Source organism: Rufibacter ruber (genome assembly GCF_001647275.1).
Lineage (GTDB): Bacteria > Bacteroidota > Bacteroidia > Cytophagales > Hymenobacteraceae > Nibribacter > Nibribacter ruber_C.
In genome coordinates, this window is the sequence record NZ_LRMM01000031.1 from 24,519 (window position 1) to 43,944 (window position 19,426).

General features: G+C 50.5%; 14 protein-coding genes. 11 read left to right on the forward strand and 3 right to left on the reverse strand.

Going from position 1 to position 19,426, the window contains the following annotated elements; all coding sequences use genetic code 11:
* Positions 1-157 precede the first annotated feature (157 nt).
* From A8O25_RS13015 to pheS, 3 genes are all read right to left on the reverse strand, one after another.
* Positions 158-1,024: a 3-hydroxyacyl-CoA dehydrogenase NAD-binding domain-containing protein gene (locus A8O25_RS13015; protein WP_066835553.1), complete on the reverse strand. Its 867-nt coding sequence runs from the start codon at positions 1,022-1,024 to the stop codon at positions 158-160.
* A gap of 70 nt (positions 1,025-1,094) precedes the next feature.
* A complete protein-coding gene (locus A8O25_RS13020; protein WP_066835554.1) occupies positions 1,095-1,538 on the reverse strand; it encodes a hypothetical protein in 444 nt (147 codons plus the stop codon).
* Between the two features lie 184 nt (positions 1,539-1,722).
* The gene (gene pheS, locus A8O25_RS13025) at positions 1,723-2,748 is read right to left on the reverse strand and encodes a phenylalanine--tRNA ligase subunit alpha (RefSeq protein ID WP_066835555.1); all 1,026 of its coding nucleotides are present in this window, start codon (positions 2,746-2,748) and stop codon (positions 1,723-1,725) included.
* A gap of 1,216 nt (positions 2,749-3,964) precedes the next feature.
* Between pheS and A8O25_RS13030 the strand changes: the two genes are divergently transcribed.
* From A8O25_RS13030 to A8O25_RS13085, 11 genes are all read left to right on the forward strand, one after another.
* Complete coding sequence (locus tag A8O25_RS13030; RefSeq protein WP_066835556.1) at positions 3,965-4,768, forward strand: LiaF transmembrane domain-containing protein; 804 nt, start codon at positions 3,965-3,967, stop codon at positions 4,766-4,768.
* A gap of 18 nt (positions 4,769-4,786) precedes the next feature.
* Complete coding sequence (locus A8O25_RS13035; RefSeq protein WP_066835558.1) at positions 4,787-5,812, forward strand: sensor histidine kinase; 1,026 nt, start codon at positions 4,787-4,789, stop codon at positions 5,810-5,812.
* Positions 5,809-6,552 carry a LytR/AlgR family response regulator transcription factor gene (locus tag A8O25_RS13040; RefSeq protein WP_066835560.1) on the forward strand — a complete coding sequence of 248 codons (744 nt, stop codon included), beginning with the start codon at positions 5,809-5,811 and terminating at the stop codon, positions 6,550-6,552. The genes A8O25_RS13035 and A8O25_RS13040 overlap by 4 nt, the downstream gene beginning before the upstream one ends.
* A gap of 312 nt (positions 6,553-6,864) precedes the next feature.
* A complete protein-coding gene (locus A8O25_RS13045; protein ID WP_066835562.1) occupies positions 6,865-7,479 on the forward strand; it encodes a TetR/AcrR family transcriptional regulator in 615 nt (204 codons plus the stop codon).
* Positions 7,480-7,484: 5 nt separating this feature from the next.
* Positions 7,485-8,966 carry a TolC family protein gene (locus A8O25_RS13050; RefSeq protein WP_082893619.1) on the forward strand — a complete coding sequence of 494 codons (1,482 nt, stop codon included), beginning with the start codon at positions 7,485-7,487 and terminating at the stop codon, positions 8,964-8,966.
* Positions 8,967-9,000: 34 nt separating this feature from the next.
* On the forward strand, positions 9,001-10,128 hold the full coding sequence (locus A8O25_RS13055) for an efflux RND transporter periplasmic adaptor subunit (protein ID WP_066835564.1): 1,128 nt from the start codon (positions 9,001-9,003) through the stop codon (positions 10,126-10,128).
* Positions 10,129-10,201: 73 nt separating this feature from the next.
* Positions 10,202-13,585, forward strand: coding sequence for an efflux RND transporter permease subunit (locus A8O25_RS13060; protein ID WP_066835566.1), 3,384 nt, complete (start codon positions 10,202-10,204; stop codon positions 13,583-13,585).
* A 34-nt stretch (positions 13,586-13,619) separates the two neighbouring features.
* Positions 13,620-13,877, forward strand: a complete 258-nt coding sequence (locus tag A8O25_RS13065) for an acyl carrier protein (protein ID WP_066835568.1) — start codon at positions 13,620-13,622, stop codon at positions 13,875-13,877.
* A 1,429-nt stretch (positions 13,878-15,306) separates the two neighbouring features.
* Positions 15,307-16,377: a chemotaxis protein CheB gene (locus A8O25_RS13070; RefSeq protein ID WP_066835580.1), complete on the forward strand. Its 1,071-nt coding sequence runs from the start codon at positions 15,307-15,309 to the stop codon at positions 16,375-16,377.
* A gap of 333 nt (positions 16,378-16,710) precedes the next feature.
* Positions 16,711-17,076 carry a DUF4260 domain-containing protein gene (locus A8O25_RS13080; protein ID WP_066835572.1) on the forward strand — a complete coding sequence of 122 codons (366 nt, stop codon included), beginning with the start codon at positions 16,711-16,713 and terminating at the stop codon, positions 17,074-17,076.
* A 201-nt stretch (positions 17,077-17,277) separates the two neighbouring features.
* The gene (locus tag A8O25_RS13085; protein WP_066835574.1) at positions 17,278-19,410 is read left to right on the forward strand and encodes a PD-(D/E)XK nuclease domain-containing protein; all 2,133 of its coding nucleotides are present in this window, start codon (positions 17,278-17,280) and stop codon (positions 19,408-19,410) included.
* Positions 19,411-19,426: the final 16 nt, after the last annotated feature.

A 19,426-nucleotide genomic window follows, 5' to 3' on the forward strand; every position in this document is an offset into this window, starting at 1 on the left:
TAGCGTTGAATAGTGATGCAAAAGTAAGGGGTGAACGGTGATTACGCAAGTGTTGGCGAAGAAAAATTTTATAGTTTTTGGTAACTGGCTGAAAATGACAAGGGAAATTTTTCTGTTTTCGCCTGATTTCTGAAAAACAGGCCGAAAACAGAAATACTTATGCCTTGCCGGAGTAGTCATAGAACCCTTTCCCAGATTTTCGGCCGTGGTGGCCGGCGTCAACCTTCTGCTGCTGCCAGCGGCTGGGCCTGAATTTGGGGTCTTGGTGAAAGGCTTCATACATGGCGCTGGTCACTGAAAAATTAGTGTCTACCCCAATCAGGTCCATGAGCTGGAAAGGCCCCATTTTAAAGCCGCTGGCCTGCAGCAGACGGTCTATGCCCTCGTGGCTGGCTACGTTTTCCTCCAGCAGTTTCAGGCTTTCTACATAGAAATGGCGCGCCACCCGGTTCACAATAAAGCCGGGGGCGTCTTGGGCCAGAACCGGGGTTTTGCCCAGCGTCACCGCCAGCTCTTGCATAAGCGCCACCACCTCAGGCGCCGTGGCGGCCCCGGAGATCACCTCTACCAGTTGCATGATGGTGGCGGGGTTAAAGAAATGCAGCCCCACCACGCGCTCCGGCCCCTGCACTTTGGCCGCAATGCGGGTAATGGGCAGCGACGAAGTATTGGAGGCTAACACTGTCTCGGGCCGGTTCTGGTCAGCCACCTCGTTCAAAATGCTCTGCTTCACGTCTAGGCGCTCCACCACGGCCTCAATCACCACATTGGCAATGACCTGCAGAATGTCTGCGGTGAAGGTGAGCCGGTGAAGGGTTTCCTCCTGGGTGTGCACTGAAATTTTGCCTTTCTCCACCAGCCTCTGAAGCGATGCCTGGGCGGCGGCCTGGGCGTTAGCCAGCACGGTGGCGTTGATGTCGTACAGGATGGTGGTAAAACCCGCTTGTGCACAGAGTTGGGCAATGCTCTGGCCCATGGTTCCGGCCCCAATCACCGCAATGGTTTTAATGTCTTGTAACGTCATGTGGTATAGCGTTGTGTGAAATACTTGTGAAGTCCCAGGTGATTCTCTCTCCAATCTTCGGGAGCCGCTCTCACGGGATCTGCGTAACCTTTGAGAACTCTACGGTGGTGACCTTTCTGTTCCCGTCTACCTGCTCTTCTGCGCGTAAAGTCAAGTGGCTCTGGGTGACAGAAAGTACTTTTATCTCACAGAGGCCAGATGTGATGATCACCGCTCCCTGATTCTCCGTCAGGGTAAAAGTACCTATAAAGGGATCCTGCAGAGGGAACCCCTGCAAGGTGGAAATTAGGTTGTCTGAGATATCTAAGGTGCCCTGTAAAGACGGTGCCCGCCCCGCCTGCAGGAGTTGCCCGTTCTGATTGTATAAGGGGGCCGTTGCCCTCTCCGGGTACCATTTCCCTTCCAGTTGGGTACGCGTCTCCTCCAGAAGCGTATTGGTTTCAGGCTCATGGGCGCAGGCAACCGCTGCAAATAAACAGAAGCAAAAGAATAGAAGATGGTAGAAGTTTTTCATGTACAGGGGGAAATCTAAAGTATCAGTGCCCCGTCATGCTTTATTGAAATACGTTCAGGGCTATAAACGTTTTCGGCCTGTTTTTCAGAAAACAGCAAAGGGAATCTATGTAGGCGGAACTTGGGGAGTAGGGGCAACCGTAGAAAATAACCTTTCCAACCATGGCACTCCCAGATGCTGGATCTTAAACTGATTCAAACTGCCGCAGGAAACGGGCGTCATTCTCAGTGAACAGGCGCAGGTCCTTGATCTGGTACTTGAGAATGGTGATGCGCTCAATGCCCATGCCAAACGCGAAGCCCGAGAACTCTTTGGTGTCAATGCCGCAGTTTTCCAGCACCTGCGGGTCTACCATGCCGCTGCCGCCAATCTCTACCCAGCCGCTGCCTTTGCAGATGTTGCAGCCTTGGCCTTTGCAGATGTGGCAGGTGATGTCAATCTCTGCGCTGGGCTCAGTGAACGGGAAGAACGACGGCCGGAACCGGATCTGGGTGTCTGGCCCAAACAATTCCTTCACGAAGTAGTACAGCGTATCTTTCAGGTCTTTGAAGCTCACCCCCCGGTCCACAAACAGGCCTTCCACCTGGTGGAAAACACAGTGTGCCCGCGCTGAAATAGCCTCGTTCCTAAACACCCGCCCCGGCGACAGCGTGCGGATGGGCGGCTTCTGGTGCTCCATCACCCGTACCTGCACGCTGCTGGTATGCGTGCGCAGCAGCATGTCTGGGTTCTTGCTCAGAAAGAAAGTGTCCTGCATGTCGCGCGCCGGGTGGTTCTCCGGAAAGTTCAGGGCCGAGAAGTTGTGCCAGTCATCCTCCATCTCCGGCCCCTCAGACACGTTGAACCCAATGCGTTCAAAAATCCTGATGATCTCTTCCCGCACCTTAGACAAGGGGTGACGGGTCCCTAATAAGTTGGGCACCGGCGGCAGGGTGAAGTCCAGGCCGGCTAGCGCGTCTGGCGTGGCGTTCTGCTCCAGCGCCTCCTGGGCGGCATCAAATTTCTGCTGGGCCAGCTGCTTGAGTTGGTTCAGTTCCTGGCCCACCTGTTTGCGCTGCTCCGGCGCCACCGTCTTCATTTCGTCAAAAAGCGCGGCAATCTGGCCTTTGCGGCTCACATAGGTGTTCTTGAAAGCCTCCAGCTGCTCCTTGTTGTCTATGGGATAAGACTCAACCTCCTGCGTCAGTCTCTTGATGTTCTCGAATAGCATACTGCAAAGATAAAGAAGTAAAGCTGATTGCGTAAGGATTTCTAAGGCTCCTTTTTCAGCTCCCCAATGAGCTGGTGAAACTTCTGTTTTCCGGCTAATTTCTGAAAAACAGGCCGAAAACAGAATAAGCCATGCCTGCACCAGCTGATTTCTGCTTCCCCTTCAGTCATTCTCTTTTGATATTTTGATCGAAAAGGAAGAGCAGCATCTTTCCATTTAAGGTGAACGAAGAAGTAAAGCCAGACGCCCGCAGGCCCCCGGATGGGATGGGTGTTGGGGCAGGCGGTACAGCGGCGGCAGGCGTACTGAAACCCACCCCTGCCCCACCCGGGAGGGGAGTGATCTGGCATGCGTGGGGCAGGTGCCAGATACCAGTACTTTGCAATGCGTGCTCTCCTGTGTTAACATCCCCCTTCGCCCCCTTCCAAGGGGGAGTATCGAAGTGAGTCCTGATTCCTGAGTCTTGAGTTCTTTCTTTTCATCTTAGACAATTCAGCACAGATGAAGTAGCAATGCATACTCGTACCTGTGCATGATAGGGGAAACAATTCGCAACAGGCAATCATCCATCAATTATTCCACCGACTGATGTGCGCAGCACGGGCTCGTCTCAGGCTAGCGGGGCAGCAGCAGCTACCTGCAGAGGCAGACATAACAGCACAAGCAGTTACAGGAGAGGAACCTGAACCAGTCGTGGGGGTGAGCGCCTCTGTTAATACGGTGCCGAAGGCAACGCCAAAGGCGTAGTTTTAACAGCAGTGCTCACCGCCACGACGGGGCCCCGCGGCCGTGAGCGCTTACCGGTAAAGATGAAACAACGCAGTGAGTAAGGCATTGCGTCAACCGCCAAAGCCAAGGGAACAGCAGACCACGCATTCCTAAATCAACGGCACTGCAGCAAACGGCACAGCCAAGGGAACAGCAGACCACACATTCCAGCATCTGCAAAAGCGGCAAAATGAAACAATTGCTCCATTGAGGCACAGCATCCAACTGCCCAGCCAACACACCCGTCAGTCATATAAAGCAACAGCAGTCTCCCTTAGAAATAGAGAAACCTGTTTTGGCTGTTTTTACAAAAACAGCCCCAAAACAGGTTTCTCCCTGCGTTCACCTACGCAAACCCGCCGTTTACCTACTTTTCTTCTGCTTAGCCTATTTCCCGTTGTACCGCGCGGCCAGACCTTCTACTTTTGGAACATCAACCAACACAGATATGGAAAACCAAGAGATAAATAAGACAGAAAACCTGACTGGCTGGGACAGGTCCCAGGGCCGGGGCGGTAGAATGCTGGGCGGCTTGCTGGTAGTAGCCGTGGGGGCGGTATTGCTGGCGTATCAACTAGACGTGCTGGTGCTGCCGCGGTGGGTGTTCTCCTGGGAGGTCATCCTGATTCTCATTGGGGTGTTCACCGGTATCCGGCACTCGTTCCGGAACCCGGGCTGGATCATTATGGTGCTCATTGGGGGCATTTTTCTGGCAGATGACATTGTGCCCAACGTTAACTTCAGGCCTTTCCTGTGGCCGGTGCTGATCATTATCTTCGGGTTGTTCATCATGTTCAAGCCCCGCCACCAGTGCAAGCACCAGTTCCGCCACAAAAAGCGGCCGGGAGGCGGCGTGCAGGGGCCGGGGCAGCCGCTGGAGGAGACAGAGCCCGGCGGGAGTGCCGGCACCAAAGAAGACTACATCAACGGCACGGCCGTATTTGGAGGCATAAAAAAAAACATCATTTCTAAAGACTTCAAAGGCGGGAGCATTGTGACGTTCTGCGGCGGCACCGAGTACAACCTGAGCCACGCAGACATGCACGGCGAGGTGGTCATTGAGGTAACCCAGATCTTTGGGGGCACCAGCCTGGTGATCCCGTCTAACTGGAAGGTGCGGTCTGAGGTGGCGGCCGTCTTTGGCGGGGTAGATGAGAAAAGGTCCTTCACAGAGGCCATGGCCAACACAGACAAAATATTGGTCCTGAAAGGCACGCTCCTGTTTGGGGGCATTGAAATCAAGAGTTATTAACCCGCTGCCGCACGTTACATGCCTCCTTTCAGAATCATAGCGCTATATGTAGGGTGGGGCCTGCTGTGGGCCGGGGTGCAGGGGTGGGTCCTGTGCACAACGGGCTTTCCGGTGAACCTGGCCTTTACAGACGCCCTGCTTACCAATGTACTGGTGATAACCGGAGGCTGTGCCATGTCTATCACCCTTCGGTTTTACCGGCCGGGGGTGCGGCAGGTGGTGTATTTGATGTGCTGGAGTCTGGGGCTGGCAGGGGTTTGCCTGTTGATGTATACCACCGCCATTGAGCAGCTGCTGAAGCCGGAGACTGACTACCTGGCCTTTATAGACCAGACGCTACCCGTGCGGCTGGCTTTTAACTGGCTCATGATTCTGTTCATTGTGCTGCAGAACTGGCTCTGGCTCTACATCAAAGAGAAGCAGCAGGCCGAGGAGCGCAAGGCCGCCACTGAAAAGCTGGCCCGGGAGGCCGAACTGTTCACCTTGCGCCAGCAGTTGCAGCCGCACTTTCTCTTTAACAGCCTCAATTCCATCAGTGCGCTGGTGAACACAAGGCCAGAGCAGGCCAGGAAGATGGTGCAACAGCTGTCAGAATTTCTGAGGGGCACGCTGCGCAGAGACAACCAGTCTATGGTGCCGCTGGCAGATGAGCTGCAGCACCTGCAGTTCTACCTGGAAATTGAGAAAGTACGGTTTGGGCACCGGTTGCAGACTGAGATTATCTGTGAAGAGGAGGCGCTGCCCCTGCAGTTGCCTTACCTGTTGCTGCAGCCTATTGTGGAGAATGCCATCAAGTTTGGCTTGTATGACACCCTGGATGATATTCTCATCAGAATCAGCGCCCATGTGCAGGATTCACTCCTGGTCATCTCTACCCAGAACCCGTTTGACGGAGAGCTGCTGCAGCACAAGCAGGGCACCGGTTTCGGGCTGGACTCGCTGAGGAGACGCCTCTATTTGTTATATGCCCGCCATGATCTGCTCACCACAGAACACCAGGGGCAGGTTTTTTCTACTACTGTTAAAATTCCGCAGAAGCTATGATCAAGTGTTTGGTAATTGATGATGAACCGCTGGCCCGCAGCATTGTCTGTGACTACCTGCAGCAGTACCCTCAGGTGCAGCTGGTGCAGGAGTGCAACAACGGCTTTGAAGGCGTGAAAGCCATTATGCAGCACCAGCCCGACCTCATTTTCCTGGACATCCAGATGCCCAAGATTAACGGTTTTGAGATGCTGGAACTGGTGGAGCAGGTGCCGGGCGTGATCTTTACCACCGCCTTTGACGAGTACGCCATCAAAGCCTTTGAGACCAACGCGGTAGACTACCTGCTCAAGCCCTTCACCCAGGAACGGTTTGACGCCGCCATGAAAAAGTGGCTGCAGAAGCAGGCGCAACCGGTGAAAGAAGCGCCCGCCAAAGCCCTGGAGCAAGTGCCCGCCAAGCAGCCTGAGGAGCAGGTGCGGGTGGTGGTGAAGGTGAACAATGACATCAGGATCATTCCTGTGCAGGACATCCTGTACCTGGAGGCCTATGATGACTACGTGAAGATCTATACCAGCACCGGCTGTTTCCTGAAGAAGAAGACCATGGGCTACTATGAGAAGACCCTGGAGGAAAAGCAGTTTGTGCGGGTGCACCGCTCGTACATCATTGCCCTGTCACAGCTCACCCGCATTGAGCCGCTGGAGAAAGAGACCCATGTGGCCCTGCTGAAGAACGGCACCAGAATTCCGCTGAGCAAAAGCGGCTACAGCAGATTGAAGGCGGTGCTGGGGATTTGACTGAACAAAGAAGCACCGCTTCCGCACCGCGGAACCTGGGATAGAAATTTCTGTTTTCGGCCTGTTTTGGCCAAAACAGCCCAAAAACAGAAAGCGGCTGCGCATGGGAAGTGCCTATTCAACCTGAGGTAACTGCCGTTGCCGGTAAAGATGCCTAATGGCTTTGCCGGTGCCTGTTTGTTGGCAAAGCCTTCAGGTGCACTATTTACGTTGATTGGAATTTGACGAGGAAAAATATTTACTTTTTCTAATGGAAACTTTGGGAACAAAAAAAAGTTTCCATTAGGTTTGTCGCCACAATCAACGGTAGGTATGGAGTTACGTGAAAGAATATTACAGACTGCTTTGGAGCTGTTTTTCCAGAAGGGGATCAAGGCCGTGTCAATGGATGATGTGGCTACGCGCCTGGCAGTGTCAAAGAAAACCATCTACAAATGCTTCACCAACAAAGACGAACTGGTGTTTGAGGCAATGAAGCCCTATATCAAAAGCCTTGAGCAAAGTTGCTTTACGTCTATTGAAAATTCTGAAAATGCCATGGAGGGGCTCTTTAGAATGGTGGAAATGGTGAAAGAGATTATGCGCCAGGTACACCCCAGCATTTTCTTTGATCTGCAAAAGTACCACCCCAGCGCCTGGAACCTCTGGGTGGAGCACAGGAACAGTTTTTTCCTGGCGCAGGTGAAGGAGAACATTCAGCGGGGAATTGAGGAGAAGCTGTTCAGGAAAGATATAGATGTGGAGATCATGAGCAGGCTGAGGCTGGCAGAGACAGAATTGGCCTTTAACTCAGACTTTTACCCTGCCACACAATTTGACCTTCAGAAAGTGCAGCTAACCCTGCTGGAGCACTACATGCTGGGGCTGTCTACTTTAAAAGGGCATCAACTGATTAATCAATACAAACAGATTACCGAAGAAGAATAAACACTATGAAAAAGTTTAAAAAAGTCAGCGGGAGTATGGCCGGCTGGCTTCTAATGGTGCTGCTCACCGCATTGCCCGCCTGGGCGCAAGAGCAGGCGTTCACGTTAAGGCAAGCCATTGACTATGCCTTACAGAACCGGGTGAGCCTAAAAGTGCTTCGCAACCAGGAGCAGATAGATAAAGCCAAAGTAGGAGAAATCAGGGCAGCTGGTTTGCCTCAGGTTAACGCGAATGTTGATGTGACCAACAACTTTGTTCAACAGAAATCAATTGTTGACTTCAGTAGCTTTGCCGGTAACGGGCCACTGCAAAATTTCACCATTACCAGAGAGCAGATTAACGGGACCGGTGACATTATACTCCAGCCAGCCTACGCGGCCCCTGAGGTGCCTCCAGGGCCACAGGCCATCTCCTTTGTGCAACCTTGGACAGGGTCAGGGGTTCTTTCTGCCTCACAGCTCCTCTTTGATGGGTCTTATTTGATTGGTCTGAAGGCAGCCGCTACTTACACAGAGTTATCCAGAAAAAATACGCAACAGGGTGAAATTGAGGTGGCTGAGCAGGTAAGCAAGGCTTATTATGGCGTGTTGGTAGCCAGTGAGCAAATTCAGCTGTTAGACCAGAATCTTACCAGATTAGACACCCTGCTGCGCCAAACCTCCATCATGAACCAGAACGGATTTGTAGAAAAATTAGACGTAGACCGGTTGAGGGTAAGCTTGAACAACCTGAAGATTGACCGTGACAAAGCTCAGCGTTTGCTGGAGCTAAGCGAGCAACTCCTCAAGTTTCAAATGGGTTTGCCACAAAATCAGCCAGTTATGTTAGTTGATAAGTTGAATGAGAGCGCACTGGCCAATGCAGACGCCCAGACAAATGCTAACGGTTTCAACTATGCTAACAGAGTGGAATATTCTATTCTAGAAACGCAGCGGGCCTTAGCTAATCTGAACCAGCGAAATATCAAAGCCGGCTATTTGCCAAGACTGGTGTTGACCGGCAACTATGGGTACAACGGGGCAACAAGAACTTTCTCTGAATTGGCAAAACTCAGAGCCAGTTCCAGTGATGGTTTTAATCAAAGGTGGTTCAACTTTGGAGCAGTGGGGGTGGGTTTGCAGATTCCTATTTTTGACGGCCTCCGCAAGAGCTATCAAGTGCAGCAGTCCAGAATTGAGCTGGAGAATGTACGGTTGGGCTTTGAGCAGCTGCAGCAGTCTATTGACCTGCAGCTCAGACAGTCTGACGCCACAGTGGCCAACACCTTAAGTGTCCTCCGCGCCCAGCGGCAGAACCTGGAACTGGCCGAAGAGATTGCCCGCGTGAGCCGCATAAAATATCAGGAGGGGGTAGGTTCTAACCTGGAGGTGATTACCGCTGAGACAGATCTCAGGGCCGCCCAGACCAATTATTACAGCGCCTTGTATGATGCGCTCATTGCCCAGGTAGAGGCAGACAGAGCCACCGGGGCCTTATTAGTTAAATAGTATTTAAAGAAAAGAACATACGTTCAGACATTCTATGAAAAAGCAAATACTCGCTTCTTTTTTAGCCATGGCTGTGGTTACAGCCTGTACCAACCAACCCCAAGACAAAGAAACCCAGTTAGCCAGCCTTAAAAAGCAGCAAGCTGAATTGACCAGCCAAATCACCAAGCTGGAAGGTGAACTGCAGAAAGAGGGCAAAGGCGCCAAAGTGGTGGCCGTTCCGGTTTCTGCGGTAACGGTGCAGCCAGAAACCTTCCGGCACTACCTGGAGGTGCAGGGCAGGGTAGATTTTGACCAGAACGTGATGGTGAGCGCAAAAGTACCGGGCGTGCTGACCAGTGTGCGGGTTAAACGTGGTGATCGCGTGAGCAAAGGCCAAGTGTTGGCTACCATTGACGCCGCCTTGGTAGACCAGCAGATTGCCGCCCTCCGGCCTAATTTAGACCTGGCCCGCACCGTGTTTCAGAAGCAGAAAAACCTCTGGGACCAGAAGATTGGTACCGAGATCCAGTATCTGCAAGCCAAAAACAATGTGGAGAGCCTGGAGCGCCAGATTGCTACTCTAAGGGAGACCAAAGCCCAGTATACCATCACCGCTCCCATTTCTGGGGAGGTAGATGAGGTGATCCCGAATTCCGGTGAGTCAGTGGCGCCTGGGGTGGGGATTATCAGGGTAGTGAACACCAGCGGTGGCAAGATCCTGGCCGAAGTCTCAGAAGCCTACGCCAGCAAAATCAAGAAAGGCGATGATGCGTTGGTGCTGATCCCAGACCTGAACCAGGAAATCATGACTACCGTGCGGGTAGTGGGCAGCAACATTAACCCTACCAACCGCTCCTTTACCGTGGAACTGGGCGTGAAGCCTTCTGAGCAGGGCAAAGTGCAGCTGCGCCCTAACATGGTGGCCGTGGTACGCATTCAGGACTACATAAAAGAGAATGCCTTGACCATTCCGTTAGAGGTGGTGCAGAAAGACGAGCAGGGCAACTTTGTGTATGTGGTGGAGCAGAAAGGCGGTCAGAAAATAGCTGCCAAACGCACTATCACCACCGGTACCTCTTATAACGGGAAAATTGAAGTGGTGGCAGGCTTAAAGGCCAACAACCAGGTGATCAGTGCCGGTGCCCAAAACCTGAATGAAGGCCAGGCGGTGCGTCTCTAATAAATCAAAAGGTGGGCTTCGCCCGATGAAGGAACAGTGCTAAAATCGGGCGGAGCCCTAACTTCCAAAGTATATGGAAAACTCAAATAACGTAAAAGAATTCAAGCCCACCAGCTGGTCTATAGATAACCGCACCAGTATCTATATCATCACCTTGCTGATCACCATTGCGGGTGTTCTGGCCTATAACCGGTTGCAGAAAGAAAACTTCCCAGACATTGTGATCCCTACCATGATTGTGACCACGGTGTACCCGGGTACGTCCCCGTCTGACATGGAGAACCTGATCACGCGGCCCATTGAAAAGCAGATCAAGTCATTGAACGGCGTGAAGAAGGTGACGTCTACCTCTATGCAGGACTTTGCCATGATCAACGTAGAGTTCAACACAGATGTAGACGTGGAGGTGGGCAAGCAGCGGGTGAAAGATGCCGTTGATAAAGCCAAAACCGACCTCCCCACTGACTTGGACCAAGCGCCTAACGTGCAGGAGATCAGTTTCTCTGAGATGCCCATCATGTACGTAAACCTCTCTGGTAATTTCAGCGCAGAGAAGCTCAAACAGTTTGCTGAGGACCTGCAGGACCGGATTGAGGCGCTGCCAGAGATCACCCGGGTAGACATTGTAGGGGCACTGGAGCAGGAGGTACAGGTAAACATTGACATGTACAAGATGCAGGTGGCCGGAGTCACCTTTGCTGATATTGAACGCGCCATTGCCACTGAGAACATGACCATCTCAGGCGGTACGGTGCGCGTGGGTGACATGAAAAGGGCCGTGCGCGTGGTAGGCCAGTACACAGACCCTACCGCCATTGGCGACATTGTGGTGAAATCCCTGAACGGAGGGAACATCTACCTGCGGGACATTGCCCAGGTCATTGACACCTTTGAAGAGCGGGAGAGCTTTGCGCGCTTAGAAAATGAGCCGGTGATTACCTTAAACGTGGTGAAACGGTCTGGCGAGAACCTGATTGAGGCCTCTGATAAAATTAATGCCATCATTAAAGAAGTACACGGGAAGCAGTTGCCTGAAACCTTGAAAATCACGGTAACCGGTGACCAGTCAACCCAGACCCGCCATACCCTGAATGACCTGATCAACACCATCATCATCGGGTTTATTCTGGTAACGTTGATCTTGATGTTCTTCATGGGTACCACCAACGCCTTGTTTGTGGGGCTGTCAGTGCCCATCTCTATGTGCATTGCGTTCCTGATCATGCCAATGCTGGGCTTCTCCCTGAACATGATTGTGCTGTTCGCGTTCCTGCTGGCGCTGGGGATTGTGGTAGATGATGCCATTGTGGTGATTGAGAACACCCACCGCATTTTCCATGACACCAACTACAGCGTCACCAAGGCGGCTAAACTAGCGGCAGGTGAAGTGTTCCTGCCTGTGTTGGCGGGTACGTTGACCACCGTGGCCCCGTTCATGCCGCTGGCTTTCTGGCCGGGTATTATTGGGGAGTTCATGTTCTACTTGCCCATAACGCTGATTCTCACGCTAATGGCGTCTTTGTTGGTGGCGTTCATCATCAACCCAGTGTTTGCGGTGTCTTTCATGGGTAAGGGCGGTGACCCTGCCAGAGGCCGTAAGAACTTCAGGCTCACCATGATCATCATGGCGGGGGTGGCTGTCTTGAGCTATCTGGCGGGCTGGTTCGGCCTGGGCAACCTGATTCTGGTGCTCATGGTGTTTGTGGCCCTGAACAAATTTGTATTCACCGGCTGGATCAACGGTTTCCAGAACAAAGTGCTGCCTGCCTTTATGCGCCGCTATGAGCGTATGCTGCGCTGGATGATGCTGGGCAAGAGGCCGTACGTGGTGCTGGGGTCTATTGTGGCCTTATTGTTCCTGTCTATCTTCGCCACGGCCTTGCGGTCACCCAAGGTGGTGCTGTTCCCAGAGGGGGATCCCAACTTTATCTATACCTACATTACCATGCCGGTGGGCACGGATCAAACCGTGACAGACTCTATCACGAAAGTAGTGGAGAAACGTGTCTACAGCGTGATAGGTGAAAATAACCCGAACGTGGAGTCTGTGATTTCAAATGTGGCGGTGGGTGCGGGAGATCCGCAATCAGGCAGCCAGCAGGCCGAGTCAAACAAAGGCCGCGTCACAGTGGCGTTTGTGGAGTACCAGTACCGCGAGTCAGGCCTGAGTACCGCCACCTACAAAGACAAGATCCGCGAAGCGGTGAAAGGAATCCCCGGTGCTGAAATTACCGTGGAGCAGGAGCAGAACGGTCCGCCAACCGGTAAACCCATCCTGGTGGAGATTGCCGGGGAGGATTTTGATGGCCTGGTGCGGCTTTCTAAGCAGGTGCAACGGTACCTTGACTCGGCCCAGATTGCCGGGGTTGAAGATTTGCGTACTGATCTGGAAGACCAGAACCCGGAGATCACCGTTGAGATTGACCGCGTGCGGGCCAACCGTGAAGGGCTTAGTACCGCCCAGATAGGTTCTGAGCTGCGTACGGCCATCTTCGGGAAAGAGGCCTCTAAGTTTAAGCAGGACGAGGAGGAGTACCCTATCCAGATACGGCTGGCCGAGCAGTACCGCAAGAACATTGACCAGCTCATGGGCATGGTACTCACGTTCAGAGACCCGTCTGGGCAGGTGCGGCAGGTTCCGGTTTCGGCGGTGGCAAATATCAAGTACTCTACCACCTACGGCGGCATCAAGCGCAAGAACCTGAAACGGGTGGTCTCCCTTTCCTCAAACGTGTTGGGCGGCTATAACCCTAACGAGGTGGTGGGCAACATCCAGACCGTGTTGGAGCGTTTCCCTACCCCAGAGGGCTATGAGATCAGAATGGGCGGTGAGCAGGAAGATATCAAAGAGACCATGGATTTTCTTTCTCTGGCGGCGGTGGCTTCTATTAGCCTGATTTTCTTGATCTTAGTGATTCAGTTCAACTCGGTTTCCAAGACGTTGATAATTTTATCAGAAGTTTTATTTTCCATCATAGGGGTATTGATCGGGTTCACTGTCTTTAATATGGACATGTCTATTGTGATGACCGGAATTGGGATCATTGCTTTGGCAGGGATTGTGGTGAAGAACGGGATCTTGATTGTGGAGTTCACAGATGTACTCTACGAGAAAGAGGGAATGGAACTAAGGGAAGCCATCATCATAGCCGGGAAAACACGTTTGAGCCCGGTATTGCTGACCGCTACGGCAACCATCTTAGGTTTGATTCCGCTGGCCATAGGCCTGAACCTGGACTTCTTCACGCTCTTCACCGAGTTGGACCCGCACTTTTTCCTGGGCGGTGAAAACGTGACGTTCTGGGGCCCGCTGGCCTGGACCATCATCTTTGGGTTGAGCTTTGCCACCTTCCTGACCCTGGTAGTGGTGCCCATGATGTACCTGATCAATGAGAAGATCAAAGACAGGGTGTTGCCTGCCCGCAGGCAGAAGAAGGAATATGTATTAGTGAGCTAGAACCCGAAAAAACAGATTTATAGTCTTTACCCATATGATGACCGCACAAGTACCCTCTATCACCCGCGAGGTTGTTAAAATTATCAGTAAAACCAAGGAGATCAAGCCTTCCCGGCTACGGGTGTCTTCTAACCTGAGCAAAGAGTTTGGGTTTGATACCGTAGACGTGGTAGATATCATTCTGGAGCTGGAGAAAAGCTTTCAAATTGTGATTCCAGATGAGGTGCCGTTGAACACCGTTGGTGATTTTGTTGATTTTGTGTCTGCGCATACCCTAAAGCAGGCCAGCTAATATTTAAGTTGCTCATTTTTGACCTGGAAAGGCGGGGGAATTTTTCCTTCGCCTTTCTTTTTTGCCTGTTTGGGAAGTTGTTTTAGGCTTGTTTTCTGGAAAACAGGTCAAAAACAGACGTGCTTCAGGGCATTTGACTGTACTGGGGTACCGCCCAATATAGCTGAGAATCTATTGGAGATGAATGTGGGTGCAGCTATGCGTGGTCTGCCATTGCTGGAATGCGTGATTTTTGTTCCCTTGGCTTGGCCGTTTGCTGGAATGTGTAGTTCGCTGTTGCCATGGCTGGGGTGGTTGACAACGGAATGTGTAGTCTGTAGTTGCTGTTGGCTAGCTGCTGCTGGAATGTGTTGCCTGCTGCTGCTGCAGTTGCGGCAGGAATGCGTAGTCTGCTGTTCCCTTGGCTCTCCCGTTTGCTCCAGTGCTTCACTTATTAAGTTGTTTCATCTTTTCCGGTAAGCGCTCACCGCCAGGACTGGTTTAGGTTCCTCTCCTGATCAGCTTCCCTTGTTTTGTCTGCCTCTGCAGGTAACCGCTGCTGATCCGCTAGCCTGAGATGAGCCCGTGCTGCGCACATCAGCCAGGGGCAGAAGTGTTGTTTATTTATTGCTGCTTGTTTGCCGCTTTCTCTGGTTCAAGTTTCCAACTTGGACCTATAATGGCGGAAGCTTTCAGCTTCCATGAGGCGGCAGCCTCACATTACCTCTGCCCTCTATAGCTTCTTCTTCTGCCCTTTATGGCTCGGAAGTTACTTCCGTGCCTTCTAACGCCAGCTGATACTCCCGCTGATACTCCGCTGGCGCGGGTCCCCAGACTCGTGCCTACTGATGACGGGCGGTCTCTGGCTGCCCCCGCGGTGCGGCTGCGAGACCAGGCATTGCTACTTCGTTCGTACTGAATTGCCTAAGGAAAAGAGGAAGGACTCAAGACTCAAGACTCAGGACTCAGGACTCACTCTGATACTCCCCCTTTGAAGGGGGCAAGGGGGATGTTTACATGTACAGATCCACGCATGGCAGATGAAGGGGCATGCATCTCATACTTGCCCCACGCATGCCAGATAACTACCCTCCCGGGAGGGGCAGGGGTGGGTTCAGGTACGCTTCTTGAAACACGCTCCCGCTGACCAGGGCATGTCTTGGTGCTACCAAAGGCTCGGTGCTTAGGGGCGTTTCTGGGCTGTTTTTCTGAAAACAGGCGTAAAACAGGAAGCGTCTCCTGCGTAGTACCTGCTACCATGTGCAGTGCCAAAGATGCTTTTCTGCCATAGGTGGGGCTGGCGGGCAGCGTGGCGAATGAACGCACTTTCGCCCTACCTAAAAGAAACCAACCGCCAGGGAATCAAGTAAAAAGAAACGCAAAAGAAAATACCACCGGCAGAAGGAGCACTCACCCTGGTTCCTGCTCCCGCACCACCAACCCCACCCACATGGCAACTACCAAGAAGAGCACAAAAAAGAAGCAAGACACCTTGCGCGACATTGTGGTGATAGGCGCCTCGGCGGGGGGCATTCTGGCGTTGCCGGAAATAACCAAGCACCTGCCGGCCAATTTCCCGGGAAGCATCTTTGTGGTGCAGCACCTGGGCCCGTACTCTGAAAGCGTTTTGCCCCAGATCATCAATTTAAACAGTGCGTTGCCCGCCCAGTTTGCCAAAGACGGGGAGAAGTTCCTGCCCGGAAACATCTATGTGGCACCGCCAGACCACCACCTGATCCTGGAGAAGGGCACCATGGTGGTGTCTAAAGGGCCGAAGGAAAACCGGTTCAGGCCGTCTATTGACGCGCTGTTCCGGTCGGCGGCGTATGTGTACGGGAACCGGGTGGTGGGGGTGGTGCTCACCGGGTACCTGGACGATGGCACCTCGGGCCTGTGGTCCGTGCAGCGGCTGGGCGGCGTGACGGTGGTGCAGGACCCCTCTGATGCGGCCGTGCCCGACATGCCCGCCAACGCCCTGCAGTTTGTGGAGGCCGACCACGTGGTGCCGCTCGCGCAGCTGGCGTCTTTACTCACCCACCTCACCACCGAAGAGGCCCCCGCCCCGCCCAAGGTCCCGCAGGACGACCTGAACCGGCTGGAAATTGAAATTGCCATTGCCCGCCATGACAATGCCTTTGAGATGGGCATCATAGACAAAGGCGAACTCACGGCCTTTACCTGCCCAGACTGCCACGGCGCGCTCACCAAGCTCATCGAGGGCAACCTCATCCGGTTCCGGTGCCATACCGGCCACGCCTACACCATCAGTTCGCTCTTAGCCGAGGTCACCGAGTCGGTGGAGAGTCTGCTCTACCAGGCCATGCGCGGGCTGGAGGAAACCAAGATGCTGCTGGAGAACATGGGCACGTACTTCACCCAGACCAAACAACCCGACGTGGCCGCCCTGTTCCAGCAGAAAGCCGAGGAGACAGGCCAGCAGGCCCGCGTGGTGCATGACTCTATCTTTGTGCACGAGAAGCTGAGCGGCGATTTGCAGTTCCAGAAAAAGAAACTCCGGTAAGCGTGGGGTACGCAGGGCGTTTTCGGGCTGTTTTTCAGAAAAAAGGCCGAAAACGCCTTTGAGGTTTGGGCTGGTCCGCTTCCTCCGGGGCCGTCACCAGGCCCTGAGTTTCCCGCCGGGGAAGACAGGCAAGAGGTTGTCTGTGCAGTTCGCTGCCCCTTCCTTTCAAGGCATGTTTCCCCGCACTTGCTGGTCCGGCTCCGCCGAGGGGAAGAACTGTTTCTTTTTGGGCGCTGCCCCAGCGATAGAACGGGAAACTCCTCTGTGTTCTTATCTTGCCGCCCAATTTACCGGTACCCAAACCGCCCGTTTTTACACACTACCCAACCCCTTATGAAACTACTCCTGACCCTGGAAGACCTGGCCAAACTGGCCGCCGCGTATCTGTGCACCCTGTACCTGGGCTATAGCTGGTGGACCTTCTTCGCGCTGCTGCTCCTGCCCGATGTGAGCATGCTGGGCTACCTGGCGGGCCCTCGGGTAGGAGCCTATGCCTATAACCTGTTCCACCACCAGGGCCTAGCGCTGCTCACGGGCGCGGCTGGGTTTGCGTTAGGGCAGCCCGAACTGCAACTGGCCGGGCTGGTGCTCTTCGGGCATAGCGCCATGGACCGCGCCCTGGGTTATGGTTTGAAGTTCTCTGACAGTTTCCAGCACACGCATTTGGGGTGGATTGGTAAGAGAAAGCTAGATAACTGATTTAGTTGAAGTTGATGGAGTAAGTGTCTGCTTAAAGCAAAGGAAGAATGGGTTTTTGACCTATTCACTGAAAGGAGGTCATAAATGAATAAGTTTTAGTTTAAGATTCAAATGTAAATTTTGCTTTATGTTATGTTTTAGTATATTTAAAATCTCTAATATTAAATTGGTTATCTCATAATTAACTTCAAAAGTAATACCATGTCAGGAGAAGCTTCAGTTCGGTCAGGGAACGATGGTCAAAAGATTTGTAGAGAAATCCTAAATTTAATTGGTTGGAAAAGCCCAGCAGAAAATTTTGATTTCGATTGTGCTCTTAGAGCTAAGCATAAAAAGAAAGATGCAGCAGGAAACAGAGAATCACATGGGGTAGATTTTTTGTACTATTATGAAAGTCCACTTATTCATCAACGACAAGATGTTGTAATTTCTTCTGCAAAGCATTCACAGAAAAAGTATCCTGCTGCTTTAAAAAGTACCTTATACTCTTACCTTAAAGATTTAGCCCAAGATATAGAATGCTCACATAGAAGTGATGATATTTATGAAAGGGCTCCGACTCCAACAGGATTTAAGAACTCTTATAAAGGTATTTTATTCTGGTTAGGCTCTGAAGAAGTTAAAGATTATGACATTATTGAAAGATTAGAAATTGACCTTGACCTAAAAGGAATCAACTTTGATGAAATCTATATAGTCGATAATAGGAAAGCTACATTTCTAGTTAGTTGTATAAATACCGCTAAAGCATATAGGCCTGAACAAAAGGTGAAGTTTCTTTATCCTCATACAGGTAGAAATATGGGATTGGAGGATTTACTCGTGACTGGTGAAATATTGCCTATTCAATTAATTAATTCAGAGTTAATTCCTATTATTAAAGAAAGTTCTGAAAAAGTTACATGTTTCTTCTTTTGTGCAAATCCATTTTCAAAAGAAAATTTATCAAGGTTGATTTGGCTATCCCACAAAATGAGTGGGCTTGTTAATGAGATTAGGATATATTTTCCTGATTATGATAGTACGAACCTGCATGTTGTTAATTCAGTTAAACAAACATTTAAAGATGAAAATTTAACTAGTAAAGTATCTGTACATAGATTAGGGATTTCTGATTTTGTTTCTTTAAAGGAAGAACAAGACACTAATGTTACAGACCTTAGTATGGTCTTACCTGATAAAAGAGAAATTAAAAAATCTTTATTATCAACTATTCCTGATGATATTGATAAGATTTTGCCATATGGAGAAATGCTTTTGCCTAAACTAAGGTCTGCAAATTTGCTATCAGAGTTTAATCTTAGAAATTTCTTGTTACTGAAAGGCATTGTCACAAATAGAGAGACAAAAGATGACTTATTACCTATTTTCGCTACTTTACTACTTAGTCCTAAGGAATTAGATTTCTTGAAGAATATTTATAGAGAAAAAGAAGATAAACCAAAAGCAATTAAAAGGAAGGTAAAGTGGGATAACGAAAACTACTCATTATGGGAAGCAATAAATGAAATGCCAGATTTAATAAGCTTGGAGAGTATTTCTTTACCTAAGAACTGCACTATTATTAACAATCCTAGAATATCTAGAGTTAATTCTAATCCAAACCATCTTGAAGTTTCTTATCAAATTGAAAAGGAAAATACTTCTAAGGACTTTCTAACTGGTAAGACTTACCATCCTTCTAAAATTGAAATTTTAATGAAGGATGCCCAATTAGAATTTAGAATGGAGCATACATCTGGTGATACTTATAAAACTAATGTAAAATATTTTGATAAATTTGAAAAGCAAGCTAGAGTAAAAAAGTTTATCTCAGAGGATTTTCAGATAATAAAATTTAAGTATTTTACAAATAGGGGTAGAATTCAATTTCTTTTGAACTTTTTCGATTTACGGAATTCACAATCAATCAAGATTTATGATGCAGACTTAGAGGGTATTAAATTTAAACCTGATGATAATTGCGAAGACCTTCCTGAAGATTTAGAATCTATGAAAGGGAAAGTAAGCAATTTGAATCTTAATGGGAAAGAACTTAATGATACTGTTTATATCTCACAAGAAAAGTATAAAAATGCCATTCTTTGTGAAAAAATGAAATTTAAATTAAAATTTGATTATATGAATAGTAAGGGTATGTGCTTTGTGGAATTATCCTTTCCAAATGCGACTTATTCTTCTCTATATAATCCTGAACTTCAAATCTCTATTACTCCCTATAGTAAGAATAATTTATCTGTTTCTTTTAATACTATTAAAACCAAGATTGAGGCTGAAGTTGAGAAACTGAAGGATACTAATTATTCTAAATTCAAAACTCTGATTAGTGATTAATCTACTTCATGGATTA